The organism is Kribbella flavida DSM 17836 (assembly GCF_000024345.1).
GTDB classification, from domain to species: domain Bacteria; phylum Actinomycetota; class Actinomycetes; order Propionibacteriales; family Kribbellaceae; genus Kribbella; species Kribbella flavida.
Genome location: NC_013729.1, coordinates 6189006 through 6208327, shown reverse-complemented (window position 1 = coordinate 6208327; position 19322 = coordinate 6189006). Strand labels below are relative to the sequence as shown.

The following is a 19322-nucleotide window of genomic DNA, read 5'->3' as shown; positions in this document are numbered from 1 at the left end:
GCCAGGGTCTCACCGCCGGTCGGTGAGACCCCCGGTCCGGTCAGACCAGGCCGCCCGCGAAGGGCATGGTGCGCCAGTTCTCCACGAACGGCTTCAGCCCGTCGGCCAACTCCGGCAGTTGCGGGACCAGCGGCAGGCAGACGATCAGCTGGAAGGCCCGGGCGAGGTCCATCGCGACCTGGGCCCGCTCGTCCAGGACCGGCCGGCCCAGCGCGGCCGCGGCCTCGTTGTAGATCCGCGCGTGCTCCGGACCGAAGCCGGCCAGGTCCCACTCGATCGGGCCGAGGTTGACGTCCTCGAAGTCCGACCACAGCACGCCGTCGGGGGTCGCGATGATGTTGTACGACGGCGCGTCGCCGTGGATCGGCTGGACCACCGACCCAGGGAACGCCTGCTCCCAGCCCTCCCGGGTCATCAGCAGCGGCGCTACGGCGTCCCACTCCGACCGGACCCGGCCCACGTCGTCCGGAGTCAGCATCGGCGTGTCGTTCTTCAGCTGCTCGAGTCCCTGCGGCACCACAGACGTCACCGGCGCGAACCACGGCAGCTCAGCCGGGTAGTCAGCCAGTACTGCGTGCAGCTCGGCAGCTCGGGCCGTGCCCTGGCTGTAGTCCGGCTCGGTGGACGTGTCCTGCTCGACCAGCTCCCAGAACGTGAACGACAAGCCGTCGCGCTGGACCGGCTCCCGAGGGACCAGCGGGCTCGGCCGGGCCACCGGCTTGTCCAGCTCGGACAACCACTGCGCCACGTCCAACTCGCGCTGCTGCCGCCGACCGGCCACCTCCAGGTCGAGCAGCGCGTCCGGCAGTACGACGGGGACGCGCGCCACCACTGGCGACGGTTTGAGGTGCACCACGACCGAGAACACGTCGTACAGCACAGTCGGCTCGGTGACCGACAGGCCCAGCTCACGCGCGGCCGCCGCCGCAGCCTCCACTGCTCGGCTGGATCGGTCTGCTCGGGAAATCATCGGGACATCCTGGCAGCCCGAACCGGCTCAGGTCAGCCGGACGAGCCCGGTCGGCGTGAGCGCAGCGTGTACCGGTTGGTCGTGCGGGTCGCTCGGCAGGTGGTCCAGGATCTCCGTGTCGTAGACCGCCGCCCAGACCGGTACGCCGGGCGCGACCCGGCCGAGCGCACGGTCGTACGAGCCACCACCCCGTCCCAGCCGGACGCCGGTCCGGTCCACGGCGAGCGCGGGACAGATCACCAGGTCCACCGTCGCGATCGCGTCGGAGCCCAGATCGACCCGAGGCTCGGACAGGCCCAGCCGGCCGGGAACCAGGTCGGCAGCCCCGGGAGCCAGCCCCCAGCCGAGGTCGTTGTCGGCGTACAGGATCGGCAGCAGCACGTCACGGTCGCGGGCCAGCAGCCAGTCGATCAGCGAGCCGGTCTGCGGCTCCCGGCCCCTCGACACGTACAGCGCGATGCGCCGCGCTCGCTGGACCTCCCCGGTCGCCAGGGCGGAGTCGAGCAAGCCCTTGCCGGGCGGCAGCGAGCGGCGGGCGTCCAGGAGTGACTGCCGCACGGCAGCCTTGGCGGTGAACACTCCCGGATTGTATGAACGTGACACTGGCCACTGGGCCGTCGCACCTCTTCCCCTAGGGTTGGGTCATGAGTGAGGCGGGTCTTCAGCAGGCACAGGACAAGATGCGGGCGGCCGGCGCGGCCGAGGTCGCGATCAGGGTCTTCTCGCACTACTACCGGTTGCTCGAGGCGGGACAGCAGGGCACGATCCGCGAGAGCGAGATCGAGCCGGTCGGTGAGCTGCCGCAGCTGGACCGCCTGGACACCGACACCGAGTCGATGCGGGCCGCGCTCGCGGAGACCGTGGTGATCAAGCTGAACGGCGGCCTCGGCACGTCGATGGGCGTCACCGGCCCGAAGTCCGCGCTGCCGGTGAAGGACGGGCTGAGCTTCCTCGACATCATCGCCCGGCAGATCCTCAGCACCCGCAAGACGTACGACGTACCGCTGCCGCTGGTGCTGATGAACTCCTTCCGGACCCGGGACGAGTCCCTGGCGGTGCTCAACCAGTACGCCGACCTGCCGGTCGACGGGCTGCCGCTGGACTTCCAGCAGAACATGGAGCCCAAGCTGCTCGCCGAGGACCTCACCCCGGTGGAGTGGCCCGACGACCCCGAGCTGGCCTGGTGCCCGCCGGGTCACGGCGACCTGTTCACCGCGCTGGTCGCCTCCGGCACGCTGGACGCGCTGCGCGAGCACGGCTTCCGGCACGCCTTCATCTCGAACGCCGACAACCTCGGCGCCACGCCGGACGGCCGGATCGCGGCCTGGATGGCCGAGCACGACGTGCCGTTCGGGATGGAGGTGTGCCGCCGGACCCGCTCGGACCGCAAGGGCGGGCACGTCGCGGTGCGCACGTCCGACGGCCGGCTGATCCTGCGCGACAGCGCCCAGGTGCACGCCGACGACACTGCGTCGTTCCAGGACATCACCCGGCACAAGACGTTCAACACCAACAACCTGTGGATCGATCTGGACCGGCTGGCCGACCTGATGGCCGGCCACGACGGCGTGCTCGGCCTGCCGATCATCGTCAACCACAAGACCGTCGACCCGGCCGACCCGGACTCGCCGAAGGTGATCCAGCTGGAGACCGGCATGGGCACCGCGATCGAGACCTTCGAGGGATCGCAGGCTGTCCTGGTGGACCGCAGCCGGTTCAAGCCGGTGAAGACGACCAACGACCTGCTGGTGCTGCGCTCGGACGTCTACGACCTGGACGAGGCCGGCGACCTGACCACCACGCACGAGGGCGACGAGCCGTACGTCGACCTGGACCCCGACCACTTCAAGATCCTGGCCGACTTCGAGGCGCGGTTCCCGGCCGGGCCGCCGTCGCTGGTCCGCGCCGACCGGCTGGAGGTGCGCGGCGACGTTGCCTTCGGCAAGGACGTGGTGGTGGTCGGCGAGGTCGAGGTGACCGCGCCCGAGGGCGAGCGGCTGCAGATCGCCGACGGCACCGAGCTGCGCGGCTGACCGCTCACCGGGTGTGACGGGGGGAGTGGGATGGACGACCTGCTGATCCGGCCGCTGGAGCCGTGGGACACCGACGAGGCGGCCGCGGTCTGGTGGAAGGCCCGGCACGCCGACGCGGGGCAACTGCCGGCGGCGATCCACACCGAGGCCGAGGTGGCGAAGTGGTTCGCCGGCGTGCTGCTGCCGGACGGGCAGACCTGGGTCGCGCTCGACGACGGCCGGATCGTGGCCGTGCTGACGCTGGACGGCGACGACCTGGACCAGCTGTACGTCGACCCTGCCGCGGCCGGCCAGGGCATCGGCTCCACCCTGGTGGATCTGGCCAAGGACCTGCGGCCGGGCGGGCTCGCGCTCTGGACCTTCCAGACCAACACCCGGGCCCAGGCGTTCTACCGCCGGCACGGATTCACCGAGGTACGCCGTACCGACGGCCGTGCCAACGAGGAGAAAGCGCCAGATATCAGGATGGTCTGGGGCAATCACCCCGAACGACTAGAGTCGTCTGCGTGAGACGCAGCGTTGACGAGCACCTCGAAGAGATTCTCGGCAGGGTGCAGGCCCTGCCGCCGTTCGAGCAGCCGTTGATGGAGGCGCTCGGGCTGGTGCTCTGCGAGGACATCGTGTCGGGCGTCAGCCTGCCGGGCTTCGACAACTCCGCGATGGACGGGTACGCCGTGCAGGCGACCGACCTGGCCGGAGCCTCGCAGGACGAGCCGGTGACGCTGCCGGTGGTCGGCGAGATCGCCGCCGGCCGGAGCGAGCCGATCGTCGTCACGCCCGGGACCTGTGTCCGGATCATGACCGGCGCCCCGATGCCGCGCGGCGCCGACAGCGTCGTACCGGTGGAGTGGACCGACGGCGGCGCGGCGCAAGTCCGGATCGCGCGGCAGCCCGCGCTCGGCGCCTCCGTACGCCGGGCCGGTGAGGACCTGCGCGCCGGGGACCAGGTGCTGGACCGCGACACCGTGCTGGGGCCGCGGCAGCTCGCCGTACTGGCGGCGGTCGGGCGGGCCCGGGTGAAGGTGCGTCCCCGGCCCCGGGTGGTCGTGGTGTCGACCGGAGCCGAGCTGCGCGAGCCCGGCACCCGGCTGGCCGAGGGACAGATCTACGACTCGAACAGCTACACCCTCGCGGCCGCGGCTCGGCAGGCCGGCGCCGTCGTCTACCGGGTCGGCATCGTCGACGACGACCCGAAGCGGATCATGGACACGCTGTCGGACCAGCTGGTCCGCGCCGACCTGGTGATCACCTCCGGCGGCGTCAGCAAGGGCGTGTACGACGTGGTCAAGGAGGTGCTGACCAAGCTCGGCACCATCGACTTCCCCGAGGTCGCGATGCAGCCGGGCAAGCCGCAGGGCTTCGGTGTGATGGGCGACGACGCGGTGCCGATCTTCACCCTGCCCGGCAACCCGGTCTCGGCGTACGTCTCGTTCGAGGTGTTCGTCCGGCCCGCGCTGCGCAAGCTGATGGGCCGGATGCCGTACCGGCGCCGTCCGGTGCAGGCGGTCGTGCTGGACGGGTTCTCGTCACCGGCCGGGAAGCGGCAGTTCGTGCGCGCCGCGGCCACCTCCGGCGACGAGGGGTGGATGGCCAGTACAGTCGGCGGCCACGGCTCGCACCTGCTCGGCGGGCTGAGCCGCTCGAACGCCCTGATCGTGGTGCCCGAGGACGTCACAGCGGTCCGGGCCGGTGAGCAGGTCGAGCTCTGGCTGCTGGACGAGGAGACCGGATGACGCAGGACGTGGGCCCCGGCGGGCTGACCCATGTGGACGCCACCGGCGCGGCCCGGATGGTCGACGTCTCGGCGAAGACCGAGTCGGCCCGGCGGGCTGTTGCCTCCGGCAAGGTTTACGTGTCGGCCGCGGTGGTCGAGGCGCTGCGCGGGGACGGCGTACCGAAGGGGGACGCGCTCGCGGTCGCCCGGATCGCCGGCATCATGGGCGCCAAGCGGACACCGGACCTGGTGCCGCTGTGCCACCCGATCGCGATCACCGGCGTGAAGGTCAACCTGGAGGTCGTCGACGACGCGGTGCTGATCGAGGCCGTGGTGAAGACCACCGACCGGACCGGCGTCGAGATGGAGGCGCTCACCGCGGTGTCCGTCGCCGGCCTCGCGCTGATCGACATGGTGAAGGCGATCGACCCGGCCGCGGTGCTGTCCGACGTCCGGGTGGAGACCAAGGACGGCGGCAAGACCGGCCACTGGGAGCGTCCGTGAAAGCCCTCGTCGTCAGCGTCTCGAACCGCGCGGCAGCGGGTGTGTACTCCGACACCACCGGGCCGCTCATCGCCGAGCGGCTGACGGAGTGGGGCTTCGACACCGACGGGCCGCAGGTCGTGCCGGACGGTGCGCCGGTCGGGCAGGCGCTGCTGGCCGCGGTCGCCGCGGCGTACCAGGTGGTCATCACGACCGGCGGCACCGGTATCTCGCCGACCGACGAGACGCCGGAGCGGACCGCCGAGGTGCTCGACCAGCAGATCCCCGGCATCGGCGAGGCGATCCGTGCCTTCGGCATCGCGCAGGGCGTGCCGACCGCCGCCCTCTCCCGCGGCCTCGCGGGAGTCGCCGGCCGGACCGTGATCGTGAATCTGCCCGGCTCCCGGGGCGGGGTCAAGGACGGGCTCGCCGTGCTCGAACCGCTGCTGCGCCACGCCGTCGACCAGGTCGCCGGCGGTGACCACGTCCGGACGGACGACGACTGATGGCAGTCGTCCACTGGCCTGTCGAACTGCAGCACGGACAGGTCGGGCTCCGGCCGCTGCGCGCCGGTGACGGACCCGAGTGGAGCGCGGCCCGGCGGCGCAACGTGAACTGGCTGCGGCCGTGGGACGCCACCCAGCCGCCCGGCGCGGAGGACGGCGCCCGCACCTTCCGGGCGATGGCACGGGACTGGAACCGGCAGGCGCGGTACGGCCGGATGCTGCCGTTCGTGATCACGTACGGCGGCGCGGCGGGCGTCGGCGCACGCGCCAAGTGGCCACTGGTCGGCCAGTTGACCGTGTCCGGCATCACCTACGGCTCGGCCCGCTGGGCGAACCTCGGCTACTGGGTCGACGAGCAGTACGCCGGCCGCGGGATCGTGCCGACGGCCGTCGCGATGGCCGCGGACCACTGCTGGTTCACGCTCGGGCTGCACCGGATCGAGGTCGCGATCCGGCCCGAGAACCAGGCCAGCCTGCGGGTGGTGGACAAGCTCGGCTTCCGCTACGAGGGGGAGCGGCCGCGGTTCCTGCACATCGACGGCGACTGGCGCGACCACCGGATCTTCGCCCTGAACGCCGAGGAGGTCGGGCCCGGGCTGGTGGCCCGGCTCGGCTGATCACGCTCCGTGGTTGTTCACACCAGTCACACGAGTCTTCTTGCGACACACCGCGCCACGTACCCCGCCTGACCCGTTCGGGGTCTTAGCGTCGTCGCATGGGGACGACCGGACTGATCTACGTGGCGATCGTCGCCGCGTGGGCTGCCTACCTCGTCCCGATGATGCTGAAGCGCGGCGACGAGGTGAGCAGGCGCCGCTCGGCGGAGGCGTACTCGTCGTCGGCGGCGCGGGTGCTGTCGCGGGCCGACGGGACGCGCCCCCGGTACGTCGTACGGCCGCCGGGCACGGGAGTGCGGACACCGGCCGGGACGACGGTGACCGGGACCTCCGCTCATGGTGCGATCGTCACCGCGACCGGGACGCCGTCGGTGGAGCCGCCACCGCCTCGCTACCTCCCCAACCGAGCCCGCCGGGTGGCCGCGATGCGCCGCCGGCGGGTGCTGTCGATCCTGACCCTTTCGCTGCTGTCGATGACGGCGCTGTCGGGTCTCGGCATCCTGCTGTGGTGGAGCCTCTCGATCCCGGCCGCCCTGATCGTCGCGTTCATCGTGCTGACCCGGATCCAGCTCCGCCGGCAGGCCCGCGAACGCGCCGCCCGCGCCGCCCAGCGCCGCGCCAAGGCCCGCGCCCGGCACGACCGCGGTCCGGCCACGGCCCCGCCGCAGGACGACGAGCCGACCATCGAGGTGAAGCTGCCGGTCGCGACCGAGCCCGTCGTCGCCGCGCCCAAGCCGGTGATCTCGTCCGAAGGCCTGTGGGACCCGGTGCCGGTCACGCTGCCGACGTACGTGCACAAGGAGAAGGCCCCCGACCGGACCGTGCGCACGATCAACCTGTCCGGGCCCGACGTCTTCTCCTCCGCCCGCATCGTCGAGCCCGAACCGGAGTCCGCGCCGATCGTGCCCGACCCGATCGAGACCCCGGTCGAGCCGGAGATCAAGCGCGCCGTCGGCGACTGATCGTCCCCCGCCGCTGCCCCCTGCCCGCCGCCTTCCCGCGCCGGGCAGTTCCGTTCCCGCGCCAGCACGCTGGACCCCGAATCGGATTTCAGCTCCGGACTGTCACCGTGTTAGAGTTTCGCGGTCGCAAGGCACCACCGCGACAAGCTGGGGCTGTGGCGCAGTTGGTAGCGCGTCTCGTTCGCAATGAGAAGGTCAGGGGTTCGAATCCCCTCAGCTCCACCCCGGCACCACAGAGCCCGCAGGTCAGGACGACCTGCGGGTTCTTTGGTGCCTGGTGCAGTGGAGGGATATGACTGACGTCCCTTTCTCGTCGTTGGCCCGGGGGTGAAGTCTCCGGACTCGCCCGGGCGAGTCAACGCCCTAGAGCAGCCCGGCCTCGTACGCCGCGATCACGAGATGGACCCGGTCGCGAGCGCCCAACTTCGCCAGAATGCGGGCCACGTGAGTCTTGGCGGTCAGTGGGCTGACGACCAGGTCGTCCGCGATCTCCTGGTTGCTTCGGCCCGCGGCGACCAGCCGAAGCACCTCGCGTTCGCGCGCCGTCAGGCTGGCCAGCCGCTCAGGCGGAGGGGCGTCCGGGCGACTCAGCGCACGGGTGATGACCGCCCTGGTCGCGCCGGGCGACAGCAGCGCCTCCCCCGCCGCGACGGTGCGGATGGCGTCCAGCAGGGCGTCCGGACGGGTGTCCTTGGGCAGGAATCCGCACGCCCCCGCGCGAAGGCCGCGCAGTACGTTGGTGTCTGTCTCGAACGTGGTCAGGATCAGCACCTTGCTGCTCGCATCGTCAGCGCAGATCTGCCGGGTCGCCTCGATGCCGTCGGTGCTCGGCATCCTGATGTCCATCAAGACGACGTCGGGGCGCAGGTCCCGGGTCAGCGTCACCGCCTCGTCGCCGGTGCCGGCCTCCCCGACGACCTCCATGTCGTCAGCGGAGTTGACCAGCAGCGCGAACGCGCCGCGCACCAGGGTCTGGTCGTCGGCGAGCAGCACCCGGATCACGACGGCACCCGCCAGATCTCCGGCAGCGGCAGGCTGGCCCGTACCTCGAATCCTCCGGACTCGTCCGGGCCGGCGGACAGTTCGCCGCCGACGGCCTGTGCTCGCCCTGTCATCCCGGCGATCCCGAAGCCGGCCGGTGTCACGGTTGAGCTCGCTCGCGCGGGCCCGTGATCGATGACCGCGATCCGCAGCCGGTGGCCGTTCTGGTCGAGTCGGACGGTCGCGTGCTTGGCCGTCGAGTGTCGAATGACATTGGTGAGCGACTCCTGGATGATCCGGTAGGCCACGACGGACACCGTTGACGGTAACTCGTCCGGGAGGCCGTCAGCTTCCACGTCGACCCGGACATCAGCCGCCTCGGCCATCTCCACCAGACGCTGCAGCTCGCCGAGGTGGGGCGCTGGCTCGGTTGGCTCGGCCTCGCCACCATGCAGCACGTCCAGAACGGCGCGCAGCTCATGGAGTGTGGCCCGGCTCGTGTCCGACAGGTTGTGCAGCGTGCTGGACAGCTCCTCCAGCGACGCATCCCCGCGCCTCGGCAGCTGGTCGATCAGGTGCGCAGCGACGGACGCCTGGACGTTCGCGACCGCGAGGCCGTGCGCCAGGACGTCGTGCAGCTCGGCAGCGATCAGGACCCGCTCCTCGGCGACCCGCCGCTCGACCTCGTCGGCCCGCTCCTGCTCGACCCGCGCGGTGACGGCGGCCTTCCAGTTTTCATGGAAGCGGACCGCCAGCCCGGCAAAGAAGGCCATGAACAGCCAGCCGACGCCGAGGAGAGCATCGCCAGGTGCCCCCGACGCCTCGTCGGCGAGGACCGGTACGGTCACCGCGGCCACCGCCAGCAGGACGGCGGCGGCCCGCCGCGGTGGCGCGCTGTAGCGCGCCGCCGCGAACGCCGCCACCAGTGAGGCCGGCATCGTGGCCTCATGGGGATAGTCGAGGATGTGGTACGGCGTCGACACGGCGAGGACCGCGAGGACGACGATGATCGGCCGGCGCCGGCGGGCCAGCAACGGCGCCGACATCGCGCCCAGAAGCGCGATCGCCCACAGATCCACGTTGCGCTCGCCGTCGAAATCGACCGCCTGGAGCGTGATCGCGACGACGACGCCGAGCACGAACGCCCCCGCCGCCAGCAGCCGATCGGCTACTGACGGACGGAGCGCCATCATCGGTCCCACAGTGTCATCGACAGGGTCATCGACACAGTCCTATCCCGTGCGCCAGAGCTTGCTGGGCCACCAGATCCGCGAACCCAGCGACATCGTCAGTGCGGGAACCACGATGGACCGCACCAGCAAGGTGTCGATGAGCACGCCGACGGCGACCAGTATCCCAATCTCGACGAGCATGACGAGCGGCAGCGTGGCGAGCACCGCGAACGTCGCCGCGAGCACGACGCCGGCTGAGGTGATCACGCCACCGGTCACCGCGAGGCCAAGCTTCGTGCCCTCGACCGTGCCGTGCCGGGCGGCTTCCTCACGGACCCGGGTCATCAAGAAGATGTTGTAGTCGACTCCGAGTGCGACCAGGAAAAGAAACCCGATCAGGGGTACTGACGGCTCCAACCCGGCGAAACCGAGTACTTGCTCGAACAACAGATTGCACAGTCCGAGGGCTCCGAAGAACGACACCACGACGGTGGCGACCAGGACCAGCGGAGCCACGATCGCCCGCAGCAGGATCCCGAGGATGGCGAGCACCACCAGCAAGATCAGCGGCATCACCAGATTGCGGTCGCTCTTGTTGGTCTCGGCCTCGTCAAGCCTTTCGGCACTCGGCCCACCGACCAGCACGGCTTCGCCGGCGACCTCGTGCACGTGCTGCCGCAGCCGCTTGATCATTGCCGTCTCACCAGCGCTTTCGGGCGAGTCGGCCGGGATCACGGAGATCTCCACCCAGTCGTCACTGGTCCGGCCGATCTCGGCTTCGGCAACCCCCGGGGTGCTTTTCACGGCGGCCAGGACCGCGCGGCTCTGGTTCGGCCGACTCATCACGGTGAGCGGCTGACCGCTCTGGTCGGGGTAGCGCGCCTCGATCAGCTTCGCCCCGGCCACCGATTCCGGTGTCGAACGGGCGAACTGGTCCAGCTGCGGAAGCGAGCCGCTGGCGCCCACTGTGCCCAGCGCGAGGGCGCCCAGGATCACCAGCGGCACCGCCCAGCTGACGACGCGGCGGCGCGCAACCAGCTCGCCGAGCCGAGCCCACCGCGAACCAGCTGCGTGTGCCTCAACCCCGAGTCGCGGCACGAACGGCCAAAAGACCCGGCGCCCGAGCACCACCAGCAGGGCCGGGAAAAGCGTCAACATGACGAGCAGCGTGGACCCGATGCCAGCCGCACCCACGGGGCCGAGACCGCTGGTGCTGTTGAGATCCGCGGCCAACAGGCACAACAGGCCGGCGACCACCGTCGCCGCCGAAGCCAGGATTGCCGGGCCGGCCCCACGCAGCGCCGCCAGCATCGCGTCGATCGGCCGCTCGTGGTTGTGCAGCTCCTCGCGGTACCGAGACACGAGAAGCAAGGCGTAGTCGGTGCCCGCGCCGAAGACCAGGACGATCAGCAGCGCCGAGCTCATGCTCGTCACGGTGAAGTCGAAGATCTGGGTGAGTGCATAGACAACACCCATCGACATGATCGCCGCGACCCCGACCGCCGTGAGCGGGACCAGCCACAGCAGCGGACTGCGGTACGTCAGGATCAGCAGGACCGCCACCACTACGGCAGTGGCGAGCATCAACGTAGCGTCGACGGCATCGAAGACCTCGTCCATGTCGGCCCCTAGCGCGGTCGGACCGGTGACATAGGCATTCAGACCGTTCGGCCGGTCGGCGAGAAGGTCACGCGCATCCGCGGTGGCGCGGGCCTCCTCGTTGACCGCCTCTCGGTTGAGCGGCAGCGCGTACATCAGGGCTGTGCCGTCGGCGGAGTTGATGATCTCGGGCGGTGCGGCGGTGTCGTTGCCGAATCGCTGCGCCAGCTCGGTGTGGCCGCGTACGACCGCCTCCCGATCGCCCGGTCGCAGGCCGCCGGGTCGTTCGTACAGGACCACGAGCAGGCCGTTCTCGCCGCCGGGCAGCTCGGCTTCGGCCAGGAGCACCTTGGTCGACTGGGCGCTGGCCGGCAGGTAGTCGGCCTGGCCGTCGCGGGTCACCGAGTCGAGTTTGCCGGCGAGTGAGAAGCCGCCCACCACCAGCCCGATCCACACAGCCAGCATGAGCCACGGCACCACGGTCTTGGTCCGTGATCCCTTCGGTCTGGTGTCGGCGCCGGAGTGGTCGGGCGCCCGTAGTTGAGAAGTCATGACGATCACGCTGTCAAGCCGGCGGGGTTGACGCGTCTGGCCACGGCAGACACCTCGTCGTACTCCGCGCGGAGTACGACGAGGCAACTTGTCCCTGGCGTTCGTGGACGGGGTGGGTGAGGATGGCTCGGTGCGTCCTTCCTTGCTGACCAGTCCTCGATGGGCAGTGGCCGTGGCGGCCGGCGTTGCTGCAGGGGTCGTCGTTGGCGTTGTCGCCATGGTGTTCACGTCGATGCCATGGTCGGCGGCGGTGGCTTGTGGTGTGCTTGCCGGTGCTGTGGCCGGCAGCGGGATCGATGCCTCGGCTCGGATGCAGCGCGAGCAGGTGCGTACGGCCGTCGGAGACCTGCCACCTGACCAGTTGCTCGCCGCCGTCCGTGCCACGCGAAGTCACGCGGCTGTCGCCGATCCGGTGATCAGGGCGGCCGCGTTGAGGATCTTGCAGCACCGACTGGCGCTTGTTCCCTCGAAGGCCGTGCTCGTGCTGTTTTCGCCTGTTCCCGCTGTGACGGCCCTGGCGACGTCCGGCGTGATGGGCGCGCCGGAATGGACCACCTGGTTCATCGCAGGGCTCACTCTGCTGTCAGGACTCTGCGCTGGGGTGTTGGCCTGGCAGGCGTTCTACTTGCCGAGACGTCTGACCGAGCGGATCCGCCTGTTGACTGCGGCCGACGTTTCCTGAGCCGGGCCGTCTGCGGGAAGGACGCCTCAGCCGGGCGCGCGCAGGACCGTCCACGTGATGTGGTCGGCGTTTCGGGTGGTGGAGGAGCCGGAGGCGTGGGTCAGGTCGGTGACTCGGGGGAGCGGAGCCTCGGCGTCGGAGGTGAGGGCGACGGTGAGCAGGTCCTGGCGGAGCTCCAGGCGGAGGACCAGGTCGTGGGTGCAGTGCTGGGCCGCGGTGTGGACCAGGTCGGCGGCGATGAGGGCGGCCTCGGGGGCCAGCGGAGCGCAGCCCCAGGTGCTGCAGACGTCGGCGACGTAGGTGCGGGCGGTGTGGGCGCTGAGCTCGGTGGGCGGGAGGATCTTCGCGGCCAGGCGGCGGAGCGGGGCTCGGCGGGTGGCGGAGCGGGCAATCGTCATCGTCGGGTAGATCCGGACGAAGCGGGACAGCGCGCGGGCGGGGAAGCGGAGGCGGCCCTGCAGGGCGGCGCCGGAGACGAGGACCAGCTGGACGCCGGACCAGAGGGCGGCGCGGCGGGCGACCACGGAGAAGACGTTCAGCAGCTGCGGATGCTCCACCTGGGCGAACCGCAGGTCGGCGATCACCGCGGCGGGCTGCTCGGCGATGCACTGGGTCAGCGTCTCGCAGACGCGAGGTGCGGTCGCCAACGTCAGGACGCCGGTCAGCCGGACGACCGCGAGGTCCGCGAACGAGTCGTCCACGCTGATCATCACCGAGGATCCGTCGGTTCCGCGAACCCACTCGGACTCTTCAGCCTCCACGACGGATCACCCCCAGGTCTGTCGAGCAGGCCATCGTGGACGTCAGATTACACCGTGCCGAGAGGTCGCGCCGCCGGCGGAGGGTCGCCCGGCCGGTGAGCGGCGCTACCGGACCGCAACGAGCAGCGCGGGTGTCCGAAGACGTTGTGCTGCACGGGATGTGCCAGGGTAGGACTCGAGGCGTGGGAGGTGGGGTTGGCGTGAGGCAGCGGGTTGCGGCCGGGCTTTTCGTGCTCGCGTTCGCGATGGCGGGTGCTGCGGCCGGGCACGGGAACGCGAGTGGGTCCAAGGTGGCCGACGACGGCGTACGGTGCGAGCTGCGGTTCGAGGGTGCACCGCCGGACGCGGGACGCGGCGAGGGGGAAGAGCCGCCGTTGACGGTGACCAGGGAACCGTCGGGGCTGGTGAAGGGGTACGTGTTCACCCCGGCCGCGTTCCTGATGGCGATGAAGACCTGCACGGGCGGCGATCCGGGCGGCGTGATGTGGGAGAGCTGGCAGGGCCCGCAGCACCTCGACGGCGTCCAGTTCACCGACTCGCAGCTCGCCAAGGTGCACGTGTACGACGGTGACCCGCTCGGCCCGCGGACCTGGAAGGGCCCGCTCGACGCGAAGGGTGTCACCTTCAACCAGGTCGAGATGGACATCCGGCTCGGCACCGACATCCAGCGCATCTCCTCGACCCCGCAGGCCGACGGATCGGTCCAGCTGAAGTACGTCGTACTGCGGTACTCGCCGGACGCGAAGGGCCTCGAGCCGTACGGCGCGGCCGGCGTGACGGTGGAGAAGCGGTGCGGCGGCGACTGGTCGGAGCTGGCGAAGACCACGACCGATCCCGAGCGTGGCGAGTTCACCTTCGACGTACCGGCTGGTGAGTGCGCGGAGCTGGAGCTTCGGGCGACGCCGGACGATGCCGACGACACCTGGGGAATGACGGTCCCGCTGACGGTCTGACAGCGAACAGGGACTCCGAAACCGTCGGTCACCGCCTACTGCGCCTCGGCCGCGAAGTCGTCGGGGTCGCCGAGCGTGATGCCGAGAGCCGAGGCCATCGCGAGCGTGACGGCGAGCGCGTCGATCGGCGAGGAGTTGGCGATCGTCGCGCCGCCGAGGCTGGCGATGCCGCGGGTGCCCTCCCAGCTGCAGTCGACGAAGACGGCGCCGGTCGCTTTCACTTGGGAGAACTCCGCGCCGCTCAGGTCGCAGCCGCGCCATACCGTGCCGGACAGGTCGGCGGACACGAAGTCCGCGCTCTGCAGCCGGCAGTCGGTGAACTCGGCCTTCACGAACTTGGCGAAGCGGAACGAGCTGAAGTCGAGCACGGAGTCGCGGACCGCGGTGTGCTGCAGGTTCAGCCCTGGTCCGGCGAAACCGGTCAGCCGGGACGAGGTGATCTGCACCCGGGTGGCGGAGGCGTCGGACCAGCGAGCGTTGGCGAGGTCGCAGTGGTCAAGCACCAGGTCGACCAGGACAGGCTTCTCCAGCTCCGAGCCGCCCAGGTCGCAGCGGGTCAGCCGGCAGCCGCTGAGCTCGAGGTGCTCGGCGACCAGATCGTGCAGGTCGACGTCGTCCAGCGCAAGGTCGAGCAGCCGGTCCTCGTCGTCGATCTGGTCCACGCTCGGCGTGGCCGGGTCGAGCTCGCCGCGCAGGCGCGGACCGGCAATCTTCTGTACGGCTTTGGCCTTCCGAGCGTTCATTCCGTCACCGTAACCGGGCCCTCCGACAACGCCGCCGGTCCTCGCCTCAGACGGGAGTGCGGCGTTCTCGGCTCGATCCTGGCGATCGGCTCGCTCGCCCGCGACGGCCGTCCAGTTGATCGCGCACGAGGTCGGCGTTCCCGCAGTGGCTGCTCCCGCCCGGACCGATCAGTCGGTCGCGAGGGCTGCGGCGCCGATGAGGCCGTGGTGCTCGGTGTCGGTGGTGACGGTGACGTCGAAGTCGAACACCTGCTGGACAAGGTCGAACGCCCCGGAGATCGAGCCGCCGAGTACGACGCGGGTGGCGCCGAAGCGCTCGAGCCACGGGGTCAACGCCTCGGCCAGGCAGGTGAACGCGTCGATCAGGACGGCGTGCGCGACCGGATCCCCGGCACGAGCCGCCTCGGCGATCTCCTTCACCCCGATCTTGCCGGCAGCTTCACCGAGCCGACCGCCAGCGACGACCGCGCTTTCGCTGCCGGCGGCGCCGGCTCCGTCGCTGCCCGCCACACCCGTGCCGTCGCCCGCCCGGGCTCCGGCGGCTTCGCCTCGGCCGAGGCGTTCGGCGTACGCGCGCAGGATCGCGCGGGACGAGATCCAGTCCTCCAGCGGGCGGCCGCGGAGGTCCGTGCGGTAGAGCTCGCCGCCGGGCGGCACCGTCTCGCCGTCGCGGACCACCCGCCCGTCGGCGAGGAACGCCGATCCGATGCCCGTGCCGATCGTGATCCCGGCGCACCGGGCAAGACCCTGCAACGTCCCGGCCGTCCACTCGCCGACGGAGAACGCCTCCGCGTCGTTCACGAACACGATCCGCTCCAGCCCGAGCAGGGCGCGCAGGCTCGCCCCGAGATCGTGCCCGTAGAGCGCGTCGAACTTCTCCACCCCGCGGTACCACGCGATCCCGGTCCGGTAGTCGAACGGACCGGGCAGTGCCAGCGCCAACCCGTTTGCCAAGGGCAACTTGCCGGCGACCTGGGCGAGCTGCGCGACGATCTCCTCGGCGGAGGTCTGCGAGTTGAGCGGTGTCCGCCGGAGCGACTCGACCCGCCAGCTCCCCGGGACGACCACTGCCGCCGTCACATGGCTGCCCCCGACCTCCAGCACGGCCACACCCGCATCGTTGCTCATCCGCACATCATGTCCGATCGGCTGGGCCGCACCTTCACCGGCGCAAGGCCCGGCGGCCGCGCACCGAAACCCAGATCGCGAACGCGGCGGACGCCACCCCGCCGACGAGCAGGAGGACGGCGAAGACGAGAGCGGCCAGTTCGAGGTTCGGCGACGGCCGGAGGTGGTCGACGATGAACCCGACGGGGACCGTCAAGGCGGCGGCCGGCAGCATGGCAAAACCCGCGAAGACGCCCAGACCCTCTCGGCGGTGCTTTCGGGTGGTCATCGAGTAGAGCCAAGGAAACAACCGGTCCTGGGACACGCGGTCATGCTGCCACACCGCCAGCCCACCACCGGCCGGGGGATATCCCGCCAATTTGTGGGTTCACCGCACCGAGTACCGGGGGTGAACCCACAACTTGCAGGGTTATCCCTGCGCATGGGCGGCGGGGGAGCGGAGGCGGGGGTGGGGCGTGAGGGTGTGGAACGATGGTTCGGAGGGGTGGCCCGGGGTACCTGGGGTGCCCTGCCGCCCGAGCGACGAAGGTGACCCGGTTTGCGTGCCGAGACGACAGCCACGTCCGCGGTCCTGACGCTCAGCGTCGCGGTCGCGGTGGCGGGGCATGCGCTGGCCGGGGGAGCGGTGGCGCTCGGTGTGCTTCCGCAGCTGCTCGCCCTCGCCGCGGCGTGCTGGCTGGTGGGTGAGCACTTGGCCGACCGCCGCGACTGGGCGGTCGTCGCCTTGGCCGGGATCCAGCTCGTCGTGCACTTCTCGCTGGAAGCAGTGCACTCCGCGGCAGTCGACTCGACGGCGGCAAACCCAACGGCGGCGCACTCAGGTCACCCGGCGCACGCGCACGGCCTACCGATGCCGGCGGCAACCAGCAGCGGGCTCGCCGGCTCGCTGACGATGGCGACGACCCACCTGGTCGCGCTGCTGGCCGGCGTCGTGCTGATCGACCGGACCCGCCAGTGGGCGACCCGCGTACTACGAATCCTCGCGCGCCTGGTTCCGCAGTTGCCCGCCGAGGCGATCGCGGTGCCGGCCGTCGGGCGCGGACCTCGTACCGTGCGCTCGACGCCTGGCCTGGTGCAGCGCCGGCTGACCTCGAACGTGTCGCGGCGCGGACCTCCCGGCGTACGGACTCTCACCGCACTGTCCTGAACCGGTCGCGCCCTGCGCGGACCGGTTTCCGAGTGTCCGCGAAAGGCGCTACCCATGTTCACGAGAATTGCCCTGCGCGCTGCCGCCATCACCGCGGCGTCCGCGCTTGTCCTGGCCGGGGCGGCGAGCTCCGCCTCTGCCCACGTCACGGTGTCGTCGCCGGACGCCAAGCCCGGCGGCTACGCGAAGCTGGTCTTCCGCGTGCCGACCGAGTCCGACACCGCCAGTACGACGAAGCTGGTGGTGTCGCTGCCGAAGGACTACCCGTTCGCGTCCGTCGGTGCCCAGGTGAAGGACGGTTGGAAGGTGGTCAAGGCCACCGAGAAGCTGGCCACGCCGGTCAAGGTCGGCGACGTCACCCTGTCCCAGGCGGTCACCACGGTGACCTGGACGGCGACTGCCGGAGGTGTGCCGGCGGGTGACTTCGACGAGTTCGCGCTGTCGGTCGGACGGTTGCCCGAGGGGGTCGACACGTTGAGCTTCCCGGCCGAGCAGACCTACAGCGACGGCGAGGTGGTCAAGTGGGCCGAGGTCGCCGCGGACGGCGCCGAGGAGCCCGAGCACCCCGCCCCGTCGCTGAAGCTCACCAGTGCGATCACGCCGGTCGCCGCCGGCACCGACGACGACGGCGATGACGACGAGGCAGGCTCGGACACCGTGGCCCGAGGCCTCGGTGCAGCGGGCCTGCTGCTGGGCCTGGTCGCCCTCGGCCTGGCGCTCCGCCGGCGGCCGCCGAGCGCAGCCCCGACCGCGAGCCCCGGCGACGGCACGCGCGGCGCGGACGCCTCCGGCGAGGCCAAGTAGCCGTGCGACGGATTCTCGTGGTGCTGGCCGCGTCGCTGCTGGTCCTGGTGGGTTCCACCGGGCCGGCGGCGGCGCACGCCAAGCTCGAGTCGATGACGCCGGCCGACGGGACCACGATGGCGGTGCCGCCGACCAAGGTGGTGCTCACGTTCAACGAGCCCGTCGGCAGTACCGGCGCGAAGGTGGAGGTCAAGTCACCGACCGGGGTCAACGTCGCGTCGGGTGAGCTCGAGGTGCTCGACAACACCGTCACCCAGCCGGTCGGCGCGATGATCGAGACCGGGCGGTACCAGGTCGCCGTCCGGATCGTGTCGGCCGACGGCCATCCGATCACCGCCACCGGGAGCTTCACCGTCACCCATGCCGGCCACGACCCCAACCAGCCGGCCGTGCCGCCGACCACCCCGGCCGAACGCGGCTCCAACGTGGCCACGATCGTCGCGATGAGCCTGATCATGCTGGTCGTCGTGGCGCTGGCCGTCGTGATCGTTCGCCGTCGCCCCGCCGCATGAGAGCCCCGACCGGTCAGCTGAGACTGGCGATCGCCGCCGCGAGCCTGTGCGTACTGGTGGTCGCCCTGCTGGCGGCGGGCGGTGCGCCGGAGTCCGCCACGTTGTTCGGCGCGAGCCTGCCCGTCTCCTGGGCCGTACCGGTACTGCGCCTGGCGGCCGACGGGGCGGCCATCGCGTGCTGCGGCGCGGTGCTGGCAGCGGCGGCGTTCGTGCCGAGTGGCGACGGGATGCTCGGCAAACAAGGGCTTCGAGCGATGCAGGACGCTGCTGTCGCTGCGGCCGTCTGGGCGGTGGCCACCATCGGCGGGATGGTGACGACGGCGTCGGTCGTGCTGGGCGTCCCGCTGCTGGAGCTGCCGCAGCAGGCCGGGGCGGCGGGTGAGTTCACGCAGGTGCGTGCGCTCGCGGTCGTCGTGGTGCTCACGGCCGCCCTGGCGGTCGTTGCCAGCGGCACCCGGACCGTCGCGACCGCGCAGCTGTGCTTCGTGCTGATCGCGGCCGCTCTCATCGGCCCGCTGCTGACCGGGCATGCCGCGCACAACGGCGTCACGATCTGGGCGACGCTTGCCACCGGTTCGCTGGTCGTCCATGTCGCGGCGGCGACTGTCTGGGTCGGCGGGCTCTGGGCCGTGATCCGGTACAGCCGTGAGCGCGCGGCCGTCGAGAGGTTCAGCCGGATCGCCCTGATCTGCGCCGTCGCGATCGGCGTGACCGGGTTGCTCACCGCGGAGATCCACCTCGGTGGGCGCGAGGACGGCTGGGGCCTGATCACCCAGTGGGTGACGACCGGGTACGGCGTACTGGTGTTCGCGAAGGCTGTCGCGTTCGCCGGCCTGGTCGGGATCGGGTGGTGGCACCGGCGGGCGACGCTGCCCGCGCTCGCGCAGCGGCCGGCCCTGTTCTACCGCCTCGCCGCGGTCGAGCTGCTGGTGATGGCAGGCACGGTCGGACTGGCCGTCGCCCTGTCCCGTACGCCGTGAGGTCCTGCGCCGACCCGAACCCC

At 71.1% G+C, this 19322-nt stretch carries 22 protein-coding genes and 1 tRNA gene; 14 read left to right on the top strand and 9 right to left on the bottom strand.

What is annotated here, in order from left to right; genetic code table 11:
- Nucleotides 1–40: 40 nt before the first annotated feature.
- Complete coding sequence (locus tag KFLA_RS28635) at nt 41–970, bottom strand: phosphotransferase (RefSeq protein ID WP_012923329.1); 930 nt, start codon at nt 968–970, stop codon at nt 41–43.
- Between the two features lie 27 nt (nt 971–997).
- Nucleotides 998–1549 carry a 5-formyltetrahydrofolate cyclo-ligase gene (locus KFLA_RS28630; RefSeq protein ID WP_012923328.1) on the bottom strand — a complete coding sequence of 184 codons (552 nt, stop codon included), beginning with the start codon at nt 1547–1549 and terminating at the stop codon, nt 998–1000.
- A 65-nt stretch (nt 1550–1614) separates the two neighbouring features.
- On the opposite strand from KFLA_RS28630, the gene KFLA_RS28625 reads away from it, so the two are divergent.
- The 8 genes from KFLA_RS28625 (at nt 1615) to KFLA_RS28590 (ending at nt 7507) form a co-directional block, all read left to right on the top strand.
- Nucleotides 1615–3003 carry a UTP--glucose-1-phosphate uridylyltransferase gene (locus KFLA_RS28625; protein ID WP_012923327.1) on the top strand — a complete coding sequence of 463 codons (1389 nt, stop codon included), beginning with the start codon at nt 1615–1617 and terminating at the stop codon, nt 3001–3003.
- 30 nt (nt 3004–3033) lie between these two features.
- Nucleotides 3034–3513, top strand: coding sequence for a GNAT family N-acetyltransferase (locus KFLA_RS28620; RefSeq protein WP_012923326.1), 480 nt, complete (start codon nt 3034–3036; stop codon nt 3511–3513).
- A complete protein-coding gene (gene glp, locus KFLA_RS28615) occupies nt 3510–4736 on the top strand; it encodes a molybdotransferase-like divisome protein Glp (RefSeq protein ID WP_012923325.1) in 1227 nt (408 codons plus the stop codon). Before KFLA_RS28620 ends, glp begins: the two co-directional genes overlap by 4 nt.
- Nucleotides 4733–5221: a cyclic pyranopterin monophosphate synthase MoaC gene (moaC, locus tag KFLA_RS28610; protein ID WP_012923324.1), complete on the top strand. Its 489-nt coding sequence runs from the start codon at nt 4733–4735 to the stop codon at nt 5219–5221. Before glp ends, moaC begins: the two co-directional genes overlap by 4 nt.
- On the top strand, nt 5218–5706 hold the full coding sequence (locus tag KFLA_RS28605; protein WP_012923323.1) for a MogA/MoaB family molybdenum cofactor biosynthesis protein: 489 nt from the start codon (nt 5218–5220) through the stop codon (nt 5704–5706). Before moaC ends, KFLA_RS28605 begins: the two co-directional genes overlap by 4 nt.
- Nucleotides 5706–6323, top strand: a complete 618-nt coding sequence (locus KFLA_RS28600; RefSeq protein WP_012923322.1) for a GNAT family N-acetyltransferase — start codon at nt 5706–5708, stop codon at nt 6321–6323. The genes KFLA_RS28605 and KFLA_RS28600 overlap by 1 nt, the downstream gene beginning before the upstream one ends.
- A gap of 98 nt (nt 6324–6421) precedes the next feature.
- Nucleotides 6422–7285: a divisome protein SepX/GlpR gene (gene sepX / locus KFLA_RS28595; RefSeq protein ID WP_012923321.1), complete on the top strand. Its 864-nt coding sequence runs from the start codon at nt 6422–6424 to the stop codon at nt 7283–7285.
- Nucleotides 7286–7434: 149 nt separating this feature from the next.
- Nucleotides 7435–7507 (top strand) — tRNA-Ala (locus KFLA_RS28590).
- 141 nt (nt 7508–7648) lie between these two features.
- On the opposite strand, the gene KFLA_RS28585 is transcribed toward KFLA_RS28590, so the two are convergent.
- The 3 genes from KFLA_RS28585 to KFLA_RS28575 are packed head-to-tail and all read right to left on the bottom strand — an operon-like array spanning nt 7649 to nt 11589.
- Entirely contained in the window at nt 7649–8287 is a 639-nt protein-coding gene (locus KFLA_RS28585; protein WP_012923320.1) for a response regulator, read from the bottom strand.
- Nucleotides 8284–9459: a sensor histidine kinase gene (locus KFLA_RS28580; RefSeq protein WP_202797038.1), complete on the bottom strand. Its 1176-nt coding sequence runs from the start codon at nt 9457–9459 to the stop codon at nt 8284–8286. Before KFLA_RS28580 ends, KFLA_RS28585 begins: the two co-directional genes overlap by 4 nt.
- Before the next feature lie 39 nt (nt 9460–9498).
- Nucleotides 9499–11589, bottom strand: a complete 2091-nt coding sequence (locus tag KFLA_RS28575) for an MMPL family transporter (protein ID WP_012923318.1) — start codon at nt 11587–11589, stop codon at nt 9499–9501.
- Nucleotides 11590–11677: 88 nt separating this feature from the next.
- Between KFLA_RS28575 and KFLA_RS28570 the strand changes: the two genes are divergently transcribed.
- Nucleotides 11678–12271, top strand: coding sequence for a hypothetical protein (locus KFLA_RS28570; RefSeq protein ID WP_148256762.1), 594 nt, complete (start codon nt 11678–11680; stop codon nt 12269–12271).
- A 26-nt stretch (nt 12272–12297) separates the two neighbouring features.
- Here the strand turns inward: KFLA_RS28570 and KFLA_RS36010 are convergent, their stop codons facing one another.
- Nucleotides 12298–12984, bottom strand: a complete 687-nt coding sequence (locus tag KFLA_RS36010) for an STAS domain-containing protein (RefSeq protein WP_148256761.1) — start codon at nt 12982–12984, stop codon at nt 12298–12300.
- 248 nt (nt 12985–13232) lie between these two features.
- On the opposite strand from KFLA_RS36010, the gene KFLA_RS28560 reads away from it, so the two are divergent.
- On the top strand, nt 13233–13985 hold the full coding sequence (locus KFLA_RS28560; protein ID WP_012923315.1) for a hypothetical protein: 753 nt from the start codon (nt 13233–13235) through the stop codon (nt 13983–13985).
- Between the two features lie 35 nt (nt 13986–14020).
- Here the strand turns inward: KFLA_RS28560 and KFLA_RS28555 are convergent, their stop codons facing one another.
- The 3 genes from KFLA_RS28555 to KFLA_RS28545 form a co-directional block, all read right to left on the bottom strand.
- A complete protein-coding gene (locus KFLA_RS28555) occupies nt 14021–14728 on the bottom strand; it encodes a pentapeptide repeat-containing protein (protein WP_012923314.1) in 708 nt (235 codons plus the stop codon).
- Nucleotides 14729–14896: 168 nt separating this feature from the next.
- Nucleotides 14897–15856: an ROK family protein gene (locus tag KFLA_RS28550; RefSeq protein WP_012923313.1), complete on the bottom strand. Its 960-nt coding sequence runs from the start codon at nt 15854–15856 to the stop codon at nt 14897–14899.
- 34 nt (nt 15857–15890) lie between these two features.
- Entirely contained in the window at nt 15891–16124 is a 234-nt protein-coding gene (locus KFLA_RS28545) for a hypothetical protein (RefSeq protein ID WP_148256760.1), read from the bottom strand.
- Nucleotides 16125–16394: 270 nt separating this feature from the next.
- On the opposite strand from KFLA_RS28545, the gene KFLA_RS28540 reads away from it, so the two are divergent.
- Genes KFLA_RS28540 through KFLA_RS28525 form a run of 4 tightly spaced genes read left to right on the top strand, consistent with a single transcriptional unit; the run spans nt 16395 to nt 19299 of the window.
- The gene (locus KFLA_RS28540; protein ID WP_012923311.1) at nt 16395–17003 is read left to right on the top strand and encodes a hypothetical protein; all 609 of its coding nucleotides are present in this window, start codon (nt 16395–16397) and stop codon (nt 17001–17003) included.
- A gap of 54 nt (nt 17004–17057) precedes the next feature.
- The gene (locus tag KFLA_RS28535) at nt 17058–17807 is read left to right on the top strand and encodes a YcnI family copper-binding membrane protein (RefSeq protein ID WP_012923310.1); all 750 of its coding nucleotides are present in this window, start codon (nt 17058–17060) and stop codon (nt 17805–17807) included.
- A 2-nt stretch (nt 17808–17809) separates the two neighbouring features.
- Nucleotides 17810–18319 carry a copper resistance CopC family protein gene (locus tag KFLA_RS28530; protein ID WP_012923309.1) on the top strand — a complete coding sequence of 170 codons (510 nt, stop codon included), beginning with the start codon at nt 17810–17812 and terminating at the stop codon, nt 18317–18319.
- Nucleotides 18316–19299 (top strand): copper resistance D family protein, encoded by a 984-nt coding sequence (locus KFLA_RS28525; RefSeq protein WP_012923308.1) that lies wholly within the window; start codon nt 18316–18318, stop codon nt 19297–19299. Before KFLA_RS28530 ends, KFLA_RS28525 begins: the two co-directional genes overlap by 4 nt.
- Nucleotides 19300–19322: the final 23 nt, after the last annotated feature.

Excerpts from the sequence above, each read along its gene's own strand:
- KFLA_RS28620 (WP_012923326.1), top strand. The coding sequence starts at position 3,034 with ATGGACGACCTGCTGATCCGGCCGCTGGAGCCGTGGGACACCGACGAG.
- KFLA_RS28545 (WP_148256760.1), bottom strand. The coding sequence starts at position 16,124 with ATGACCACCCGAAAGCACCGCCGAGAGGGTCTGGGCGTCTTCGCGGGT.
- KFLA_RS28575 (WP_012923318.1), bottom strand. The coding sequence starts at position 11,589 with ATGACTTCTCAACTACGGGCGCCCGACCACTCCGGCGCCGACACCAGA.
- KFLA_RS28555 (WP_012923314.1), bottom strand. The coding sequence starts at position 14,728 with ATGAACGCTCGGAAGGCCAAAGCCGTACAGAAGATTGCCGGTCCGCGC.
- KFLA_RS28535 (WP_012923310.1), top strand. The coding sequence starts at position 17,058 with ATGTTCACGAGAATTGCCCTGCGCGCTGCCGCCATCACCGCGGCGTCC.
- KFLA_RS28625 (WP_012923327.1), top strand. The coding sequence starts at position 1,615 with ATGAGTGAGGCGGGTCTTCAGCAGGCACAGGACAAGATGCGGGCGGCC.
- KFLA_RS28635 (WP_012923329.1), bottom strand. The coding sequence starts at position 970 with ATGATTTCCCGAGCAGACCGATCCAGCCGAGCAGTGGAGGCTGCGGCG.
- KFLA_RS28525 (WP_012923308.1), top strand. The coding sequence starts at position 18,316 with ATGAGAGCCCCGACCGGTCAGCTGAGACTGGCGATCGCCGCCGCGAGC.
- KFLA_RS28550 (WP_012923313.1), bottom strand. The coding sequence starts at position 15,856 with ATGAGCAACGATGCGGGTGTGGCCGTGCTGGAGGTCGGGGGCAGCCAT.
- KFLA_RS28580 (WP_202797038.1), bottom strand. The coding sequence starts at position 9,459 with ATGATGGCGCTCCGTCCGTCAGTAGCCGATCGGCTGCTGGCGGCGGGG.
- KFLA_RS28600 (WP_012923322.1), top strand. The coding sequence starts at position 5,706 with ATGGCAGTCGTCCACTGGCCTGTCGAACTGCAGCACGGACAGGTCGGG.
- moaC (WP_012923324.1), top strand. The coding sequence starts at position 4,733 with ATGACGCAGGACGTGGGCCCCGGCGGGCTGACCCATGTGGACGCCACC.
- sepX (WP_012923321.1), top strand. The coding sequence starts at position 6,422 with ATGGGGACGACCGGACTGATCTACGTGGCGATCGTCGCCGCGTGGGCT.